At 42.7% G+C, this 8,097-nt stretch carries 7 protein-coding genes and 1 pseudogene; 4 read left to right on the forward strand and 4 right to left on the reverse strand.

The window, feature by feature from the left end; all coding sequences use genetic code 11:
• The first annotated feature begins 110 nt into the window (after positions 1–110).
• Together NWP25_RS05475 and NWP25_RS05480 are read left to right on the forward strand one after the other, a co-directional pair.
• Complete coding sequence (locus NWP25_RS05475; protein ID WP_280649967.1) at positions 111–944, forward strand: segregation/condensation protein A; 834 nt, start codon at positions 111–113, stop codon at positions 942–944.
• A gap of 275 nt (positions 945–1,219) precedes the next feature.
• A complete protein-coding gene (locus NWP25_RS05480; protein WP_280649968.1) occupies positions 1,220–2,389 on the forward strand; it encodes an NDP-sugar synthase in 1,170 nt (389 codons plus the stop codon).
• Between the two features lie 280 nt (positions 2,390–2,669).
• Here the strand turns inward: NWP25_RS05480 and speA are convergent, their stop codons facing one another.
• On the reverse strand, positions 2,670–4,685 hold the full coding sequence (speA, locus tag NWP25_RS05485) for a biosynthetic arginine decarboxylase (RefSeq protein WP_280649969.1): 2,016 nt from the start codon (positions 4,683–4,685) through the stop codon (positions 2,670–2,672).
• 465 nt (positions 4,686–5,150) lie between these two features.
• Here speA and ndk point away from each other — a divergent pair, with 465 nt between their 5' ends.
• Positions 5,151–5,600 (forward strand): nucleoside-diphosphate kinase, encoded by a 450-nt coding sequence (ndk, locus tag NWP25_RS05490; protein WP_280649970.1) that lies wholly within the window; start codon positions 5,151–5,153, stop codon positions 5,598–5,600.
• Positions 5,601–5,663: 63 nt separating this feature from the next.
• Here the strand turns inward: ndk and NWP25_RS05495 are convergent, their stop codons facing one another.
• The 3 genes from NWP25_RS05495 to NWP25_RS05505 form a co-directional block, all read right to left on the reverse strand.
• On the reverse strand, positions 5,664–6,392 hold the full coding sequence (locus NWP25_RS05495) for a TerC family protein (RefSeq protein ID WP_280656766.1): 729 nt from the start codon (positions 6,390–6,392) through the stop codon (positions 5,664–5,666).
• A gap of 69 nt (positions 6,393–6,461) precedes the next feature.
• Positions 6,462–6,767 carry a tetratricopeptide repeat protein gene (locus NWP25_RS05500; RefSeq protein WP_313959063.1) on the reverse strand — a complete coding sequence of 102 codons (306 nt, stop codon included), beginning with the start codon at positions 6,765–6,767 and terminating at the stop codon, positions 6,462–6,464.
• 86 nt (positions 6,768–6,853) lie between these two features.
• On the reverse strand, positions 6,854–7,108 hold the full coding sequence (locus tag NWP25_RS05505; RefSeq protein ID WP_280649972.1) for a hypothetical protein: 255 nt from the start codon (positions 7,106–7,108) through the stop codon (positions 6,854–6,856).
• 501 nt (positions 7,109–7,609) lie between these two features.
• Between NWP25_RS05505 and NWP25_RS05510 the strand changes: the two are divergent.
• A pseudogene (locus tag NWP25_RS05510) lies at positions 7,610–8,097 on the forward strand (hypothetical protein); the annotation flags it as partial.

An 8,097-nucleotide genomic window follows, 5' to 3' on the forward strand; every position in this document is an offset into this window, starting at 1 on the left:
GATAAAAACGCCAGGAGCAAATGTGAATTTGAACTTGGATTTAGCAACGCCCTATGATGCTACTTATGCATATCCCGAAAAACTTTGCATGGGGTTTTTGACAACATTTTATGGATGCTTCCGAATTATTAGAAACAATCACACAGCTCATTGATCAGACTGAACAAGGCGAAATTGATCCATGGGATGTGCAGGTAATTGAGGTGATTGACCGCTACCTGGAACTAATGGCACCGGAAGTCGAAGCTAAAGGCTATGAGTCTGACTTGTCGCAATCGGGACAAGCTTTTTTGTCGGCATCGATGCTAGTGTTATTCAAGGCTAACACTTTGATGCAATTATCTTTAGTAGAAGATGCAAGTGAGAATGTAGCAGATGATGTAATGTCAACAAGTGAGGATAGTTTATCACATCATAGTCATCGATTGCAGCTAGAGCGACATTTGCGCCGCCGTCCATCAGCAATGCCACCGCCAAAGCGGCCTGTGACTCCACAAGAGTTAATCAAGCAATTACAGATCATGGCGGACCAGCTCAAACTTGTTGACAAATCCAGCAAACCTCTTCGATCCAAGGGTCGGTCTAGGGTCCAAAATATCCGCCAGGCGCTAGAATTAGCTCACCAAGAAAATCTGACGGAAGTGGCCGGGGAATTAGAGCAATTGTTGTATTGTGGGGCAACAGAGCTGTTTCTCAAACAAAACTGTTTGAATTTAGAACAACTAGTAGATTTGTGGAGTCAAACCAAGCAACCACAGCAAAACAGTTTTAACCATGAGTCAGAACATAGCCACTTGGTTAGTGTTTTCTGGGCGCTACTACTGCTTTCAGCGCAATCGAAAGTTGAATTATTACAAGACGAGTTTTACCAGGAAATTAAAATTCGCTTACCGGAAAACGAGTCAAAGCCCCTGCTTTCTGAGCCTGGGGATGTGGGGGATTAGGGAGTTTGGCACTTTGTTAAAATATGCGTTCTTGCTCATCCTTGGTCTAAAGACAGGAAGTTTTGCAGACATCCTCTTAGCAGATAAAAAGCCTCAATACAGTAAATTAAAATTATAATCGGTTACTTGTCATCTGGTCATACCTAAAAAGTTGCAATCAGCAGCAAATTCCTGTTATCCCTGTTTTTAGGAGTTAGTTTGAGCAAAAATTAACACTGATGATTAAGTATCACTTGTTGAGAGTAAATTGGTTTGTGTTTGAGGAATAAAATTTTATGAAAGCCATGATTCTTGCGGCGGGTAAGGGTACTCGTGTGCGTCCCATTACCTATACAATTCCCAAACCGATGATTCCTATCTTGCAAAAGCCAGTGATGGAATTTCTGCTGGAACTTTTGCGCCAACATGGATTTAACCAGATTATGGTGAATGTTAGCCATTTGGCGGAGGAAATTGAAAACTATTTTCGTGACGGTCAACGGTTTGGGGTAGAAATTGCTTATTCTTTTGAAGGTAAAATTGATGATGACGGCAAACTGGTGGGAGAAGCCATTGGTTCAGCTGGTGGGATGAAGCGTATTCAAGACTTCTCACCATTTTTTGATGATACCTTTGTGGTGTTGTGCGGTGATGCTCTCATTGACTTAGATTTATCTGCGGCTGTAAAGTGGCATAAATCCAAAGGGTCAATTGCCACAATAATTACGAAAAATGTTGCACTTGAGGAGGTCTCCAGTTATGGTGTAGTGGTTACTGACGAGAGTGGTCGTGTTCAAGCTTTCCAAGAAAAGCCGTCCCAGGAGGAAGCTATTAGCACGAACATCAATACCGGTATTTATATTTTTGAGCCGGAGGTGTTTGAGTACATACCTTCTGGGGTTGAATATGACATTGGTGGTGAGTTATTTCCCAAATTGGTAGAAGTTGGTGCGCCTTTTTACGCCATTGCCATGGATTTTGAATGGGTAGATATTGGTAAAGTACCAGACTACTGGCGGGCAATTCATGGTGTATTGCTAGGCGATATTAAAAATGTCCAAATTCCCGGTAATCAAGTTGCTCCTGGGATCTATACTGGCTTGAATGTGGCTGTGAATTGGGACAAGGTGGATATTACAGGCCCTGTGTACATTGGTGGCATGACCAGAATAGAAGATGGTGCCAAAATTGTTGGCCCGGCGATGATTGGCCCTAATTGCTGGATATGCAGTGGGGCTACTGTAGAGAACAGCGTTATTTTTGAATGGTCGCGATTAGGTCCGGGGGTAAGATTGGTTGATAAGTTAGTGTTCGGACGTTACTGCGTAGATAAAACGGGAAATGCAATAGATGTTCAAGCCGCGGCTTTAGATTGGCTGATTACTGATGCTCGTCAGATACCTCCATCGGTAACACCTTTTGAGCGTCAAGCTATTGAGGACTTGCTGGGGACGAATGCAATTTAGAGACTGACCTTTCCCCTCGCCTAAAGGCGAGGGGAGGAGTCAATTCGGTTTTGGATTTGGATTATTTAATGCTAGATTCCTTACACTCTGGTATCACCATCGGTTTTTTCGGTTTTCTATCACAATTTAGAGATGTAATTTATACGGACTTTTCTCTATAAATGTTGGTTGGCCATGGCTGATTCCAAATCTTGAAACTTCCAAAATTTCTGGTGTGACATTTGAGAGTCCGGAGTGAGGGTAGATTGCAGTTGAATCCAAAATCTAAAGTTCCTACTTTTTAGCTATTAAGATAAGTGTATCTTCCTAGACTTTGTTCATAGGTTTGTAGTAGTCGTTGAGATTCAGCTAGGGTAATATGTTTTTCTTCTAATGCTTTTTCACAACGCTGACGGATATTTTCCACCATATCTTCAGAATCATACTGTACATACCTCACCACTTCGCTCATGGTGTCACCTTTAACGACGTGTTGAATTTGGTAGCCTTTGGGTGTCAACTGGATGTGAACAGCGTTAGTGTCGCCAAATAAGTTGTGCAAATTACCCATGATTTCTTGATAAGCTCCATTGAGGAACATCCCCAGGTAGTAGGGTTCTTCTGGCTTGAAGGTGTGCAGTTCTAACACTGATTTGACATCGCGTAGGTCGATAAAACGGTCGATTTTCCCATCACTATCACAAGTAAGATCTGCCAAAATTCCCCGGCGGATGGGTTCTTCGCCTAGACGATGTATTGGCATGATGGGGAATAGTTGGTCTATTGCCCAACAATCTGGTGCTGATTGAAACACAGAAAGATTTACGTAATAAATTGAAGCCATGATTTTTTCTAGGTCTTCCAATTCGTCAGGTACGTATTCCTGCTGTCTAGTGATGTTAAGAATTTTTTGACAACAAGCCCAGTAGAGTCGCTCGGCCTTGGCTCGTTCTGCGAGGCGCAAAATTCCTAAGTTGAAGCGGCTGATGGCTTCTTCTTTAAATTGGGCAGCGTCGTGAAAGAATTCTTGATAATTCTCTTGGTTGATGGATTGGTAAGTTTCCCACAAGTATTTGGTGACGGGGGATTCTCCTTCTTCTGGGGGTTCTGGTAAATCGAGGGGAACATCACTAGTACTTAGAACATCAAAAATCAATACCGACTGGTGTGAAGCAATGGCTCGTCCACTTTCACTAATCAGTGTTGGTACAGGAATCTGCCGCTCTGCACAAGTATCTTTTAACTCTGCTACGATATCGTTAGCATAGTTTTGCATGTTGTAGTTTTTGGAGGCGTAGAAGTTGGTTTGAGAGCCGTCATAATCTACACCCAAGCCTCCTCCAACATCGAGATACTTCATGTCAGCGCCTAACATAGCTAACTCTACGTAGATGCGACTTGCTTCTTGGATGGCATCTTTAATGACGTTAATGGCGGAGATTTGTGAACCAATGTGGAAGTGCATTAATTGCAAACAATCTAACAAGCTAGCTGCCTGGAGCTTGTTAACAGCTTCCATAATTTCGGGAATTGTCAGACCAAACTTAGCGCGATCGCCTGTGGAAGTTCCCCAGCGTCCCATACCTTGAGTACTTAATTTGGCGCGAACTCCCAAAATTGGTTTAATCCCTAACTGTTTGTGAGCAGCGATAACCAAGTCGAGTTCTTCCACTTGTTCTATGACAACAATTGAGGTTTGCCCTAGTCTTTGGGCTAACATTGCTGTTTCGATGTATTCCCGGTCTTTGTAACCGTTGCAAATTAGCAATGCTCCTGGTGTATCCAACAAAGCTAAAGCAATCATTAATTCAGGTTTAGAACCAGCTTCTAAGCCAAATTGATGAGGTTTACCAAACTTTACTAAATCTTCAATTAAATGGCGTTCTTGGTTACACTTTACGGGAAAAACGCCACGATATACCCCTGGGTAGTTATAGCGGGCTATGGCTTTGTTAAAGCAAGCATTCAACCGCTCGATTCGGTCTTCCAAAATATCAGAAAAGCGAATTAACATTGGTAGTCCTAAGTTACGCTGCTTCAAGGCGTTGACTAATTCAAACAAATCCAAAGAACCACCGCGATCGCCTTTGGGAGAAACCGTAATATGACCAGCAGCATTAATGGAAAAATACGGATGTCCCCAACCTTCTATACGATATAAAGCTTCGCTATCTTCAATTTTCCAAGACCGGGGCAAACCTCCTGTTGTATTACTAGGTGGTAGGAGCTTTTTTTGTTTGTGACTTTTTACTTCTGATTTGTGTCCATTGGCAGACATGACCACCTCTTCAGATGTACGAATTGATTCAGCACCCATTTTTCGTGACCTCTGTATTGCACCCACGAATTAACACTTTAACGCATCGCGAAAGTCCCCACCCTCAATTGACTGATGGGGTGGGGATAAATAGCTGTGAAAAGCCCTGTGAAAAGCAAAATTGTTCTCAACCAATATTAGGCACAGCCAAATTTGAGCAGAGAACATTTGAAGTTTTTTTATTTTTTTGTCAATGCTAGTTTATCACATGGTGAGGGATGTCAACTGAGGGACTTTCCTGGGTTGACAGTGGATCAAGGTCAGTAGCCAGCCTTGACTAGTTGAGGGCATTTAACTTACAGGGGATATGCACTTAGGGATAATTTCTGAGGTAGACTCTGATTGGTCATTAGTTATTACTCATAAGTCAAAACTGTCAAATCTTGATGGTATGAACAGAAAAACAAAGGCAAATGAGCACAACTGTGACTAGATCAAAAATGTATGAAGTTTTGGGAGATAGCTTTGGAACGAACATTCTTAGCAATTAAACCTGATGGTGTACAGCGTGGACTGGTGGGTGAAATCATCCGTCGCTATGAAGCTAAAGGTTTTACCCTTGTCGGTTTAAAATTCATGAATGTCACTAGCGAATTGGCTGAACAGCATTATGATGTTCACCGTGAAAGACCATTTTTTGCCAGTTTAGTGGAATTTATCACCTCTGGACCCGTTGTAGCGATGGTTTGGGAAGGTGAGGGAGTTGTTGGTGCTGCGAGAAAAATCATTGGTGCAACTAACCCATTGACAGCAGAACCTGGAACAGTTCGAGGAGATTTTGGTATTAACATTGGCCGCAATTTGATCCACGGTTCCGACGCTTTAGAAACTGCACAAAGAGAAATAGCTTTGTGGTTTAAGGATGAAGAGTTAGTGAATTGGCAACCACATTTAACACCTTGGTTACGAGAATAAATTAGCAACTTTAGCAATTGGAGACTGGGGACTGGGAATCAACTGATCCTCATTCCCTGGACTCTAACTTTTGGTTTCTACTTCACTTGTTTCGGGTTTTACTTCGGGTAACTCAAGGTTAGTACGCTGAGAAAATCCCCAGACCAAAATCAAGGCGATGGCTGAAATTACCAACCATTCTGGTGGGACTAACTTATCGTTGACGACTTTTAACAACAGACGCAAGCCCACAAACGCTACGGTGATATAGCCTGCATCTTCGAGGTTTTTAAATTCATCCAACCACCGGATAAACAATCCGGCCATGAATCGTAGTGTAATTATGCCAATGGTTGCACCCGTTAGCACCAACCATCTTTCTTGAGAAACTGCGATGGCCGTTGTCACACTATCCAAAGAAAATGCTAAGTCTGTAAATGCAATTACAGGTATTGCTTGCAACAAAGAGTTAAAACGGGGTCCGTGATGATGGTCGTCTTCGTCTTGTTCTGAAGTAAAGTGTTGGAATACCAACCACAACAAATAGGCAGCACCTAATAGTTCAAATTGCCAAAACTTTTGTATCCAAGTGGCGGTGAGAATCAGGCTAATTCGCAGCACATAGGCAACTACTAAACCGACATTAAGGGCTTTACGTTCTAGGTCTTTGTCTTCTAGTCCTTGGGCGATGGCTGCCAGGGCGATGGCGTTGTCAGCAGATAACACTGCCTCTAATAGTATGAGGATCAGCAAAACTATGGGGGCTTCAATGGTTAAGTTAAAGTGAAGATAATCAAAAATGTGGTCTAGCATTCCGGGTTTCTCAAGGAGGGAAAATAAAAATTATTTGATAAGTGCAACAAAATGCTACTCTTATTCAGCTTAACGCGTTGCTGTTGCATTCTCATCGGATAATCTCAAGTAATATTCAAACCATCCCTTTACCGGAAAACAAGCCAAAGCCCCTGGCTTCTGGGTGTGGGGAGTGTCAATCGGTGTGGCCCGCAGTTGTGCTAAATTTTTGCTCACAGTTATTGTATTTGGATGATTATCCCCCAACACTTGCTGACAAATCTCTAAAGCTTGGAGATACAAAGGTTCAGCTTGGTGGTACTGTCCTTGGGATTCGTAGAGTAATGCTAGGTTGTTAAGGCTGGTGGCTAATATCAGTTTAATATGAAGCTGCATAGAAAAGAGCTTCTAAAATAAAGTTAAAAGAAGAGACAGACATGACTTGTTCAAAAGTTAATTGGTCAAATAGCTGCTGAATGTGCTCAGGTAAATCTTGTCAAGAAGGGAAAAGTACGTTTTTGAGAGATTTCTTGATAAACTGCCAAAGCCCCTGGATGGGATTGAGTTCGGGAGAATGAGGGGGTTCCAATGATAGCAGAATTAGCATGGGCGGGAGCCTGGTCAATCTGTAAAATCGCGTAATCAGACCTTAATTGCGCCGATAGCCAATGTAAAAACTGTTGAAAATAGTCACCATTGAGCTTGGGGTATTCGTGCTGGAAGTGCTTTCCGGTCAACGGTTAAATTGCACCATAAATCCAAAAATTATCTCTTTCCCATTTGACTGGGACTGTGGGCTTGACTCCTTTGCCTGTAATCAATTTCCCTGTCAATGTTTTCAGACCCACTCTTGTCTCATCCTGACACAGACAGTGTACACACTTGCCTGGCGCTAGCAGTTTTTCCAGACTGACTATCAGCAGACCAAGTTTTTTTTAAATTCGGTTATAAGTTTTTCATCCTGGTGATAGCTTTGCGGAGGCGGTACTTTTAGTTTCGCTCCCAAACTATATCTCACCCAGGGATAGACCGTTCCATACTCGATATCTAGTGCATGTTTGAGTTTCAACCGCTCAACTATTGCTCAGTAACTGCTAAACCCTTCTCCTGTTTCTAACTCTTGTTTTAATGAAGCGATCGCTTCCTCATGGATTTTTCGTTTTGCCCTGGTGCTTTCTTCACTGCTAATAACCCAGCCAATCCATCTCCTTTATACCTCTTTAACCATCTCGTCACTGTTGACGTATCCCTGGCCAGGTGATGCCGATGCCAATAGCTTTGAAGTGGATGGCACAGTGTTGTATCTCAAAGCCGATACAGTATTAGACTACGAAACCAAGAATAGTTATGCCCTAACAATAAATGTAGATGATGAGACGGTAGGCAACACACCAGACGTTACCACTAACTTCACCTTAGAAGTTACACATTTTAACGAAGCACCAACAACTGGTTTAGCCATAGCCGCAACCAACGCCAGCCAAACCGAAGGGAACACAGACACCAAAGCCCTCACCTTCACCATCACTCGTTCTGGTAACACCACAAGTACAAATGCTGTGAGCTGGGCTGTGACAGGTACAGAAACTAACCCCGCCAACCCAGAGGACTTTGGGGGAACATTACCAACAGGTAGCGTCACTTTTAACCCAGGAGACACATCTCGACTAATTACCGTTTACGTCACTGGTGACACTACTGTAGAGGCAGATGAAACCTTTACCGT

Source organism: Umezakia ovalisporum Ak1311 (genome assembly GCF_029891685.1).
Lineage (GTDB): Bacteria > Cyanobacteriota > Cyanobacteriia > Cyanobacteriales > Nostocaceae > Umezakia > Umezakia ovalisporum.